General features: G+C 75.4%; 2 protein-coding genes. Both read left to right on the top strand.

All coding sequences use genetic code 11. The annotated features are described in order from the left end of the window. Positions 1 to 137 precede the first annotated feature (137 nt). Positions 138 to 443 (top strand): hypothetical protein, encoded by a 306-nt coding sequence (locus ACFXGA_RS08765; RefSeq protein ID WP_378085692.1) that lies wholly within the window; start codon positions 138 to 140, stop codon positions 441 to 443. Beyond that, complete coding sequence (locus ACFXGA_RS08760) at positions 440 to 820, top strand: YchJ family protein (protein ID WP_378085691.1); 381 nt, start codon at positions 440 to 442, stop codon at positions 818 to 820. Before ACFXGA_RS08765 ends, ACFXGA_RS08760 begins: the two co-directional genes overlap by 4 nt. Positions 821 to 918: the final 98 nt, after the last annotated feature.

Below are 918 nucleotides of genomic sequence, written 5' to 3'. Positions count from 1 at the left end.
CTCCAACCGGACCTCCCACCGGCCCAACGTCGGGTCGCCGATCCCCACGGCCGGGCCGAGGGGGGCCCCCCCCCGGGCCCCCCCCCGCGCCCGGGCACAAACCGGGTGGGGCGCCGCTCGCCTTATATCCTGGTGCGGTGACCGAACCGATGTCCGTCGCGCGGGGCGTGGCCCTGGCCGGCGACCCGGACGACGCGGTGCGCGAGGCGTTGTCGACCGACCCCGCCGCGCCGGCCGAGGCGCTGGCGCTGCTGGCCGACGACCCGCGGCCGGCGATCCGCGCGAACCTGCTCACGCACCCCGCCGTGCCCGCCGACCTGCGGTACCAGGTGCACGCGTCGCTGGCCGCGCAGGCCGCCGCCGGTGACCGGGAGGCGGAGAACGCGCTGGCGTGGGTGCGCTACGACCGTTCCGGCCGCACCGCGTGCGATCGGCCCGGATGAGCGCGCCCGACCGCTGCCCGTGCGGGCTGGGCGAGCCGTACGAGGCGTGCTGCGGCCCGTACCACCGGGGGCTGCGCAAGGCCCCGACCGCCGAGGCGCTGATGCGGTCCCGCTACAGCGCGTTCGCGGTGGGCGACGAGGACTACCTGCTGGCCACGTGGCACCCGACCACCCGACCGGCGTCGCTGGAGCTGGACCCGGAGCAGCGCTGGACCCGCCTGGAGATCCTCGACCGCGCCGACGGCACCCTGTTCCAGTCGACCGGCACGGTCGAGTTCCGCGCCCACTACCGCGTGGGCGGCCACCACGACGTGCTGCACGAGCGGAGCCGCTTCGTCCGCGAGCACGGCTCCTGGCTCTACCTCTCCCCCACCTGACCCTGATCGCCCCCACCTGCCCCCGAACGCTCACCTCACCCGTTCCGAACGTAGGACACACGCGTTCTGAACGTAGGACACACGCGTGTGTCCTACGT

The organism is Actinosynnema sp. NPDC059335, from assembly GCF_042752395.1.
GTDB lineage: Bacteria > Actinomycetota > Actinomycetes > Mycobacteriales > Pseudonocardiaceae > Actinosynnema.
This window is presented reverse-complemented; position numbering and strand designations above follow the sequence as displayed.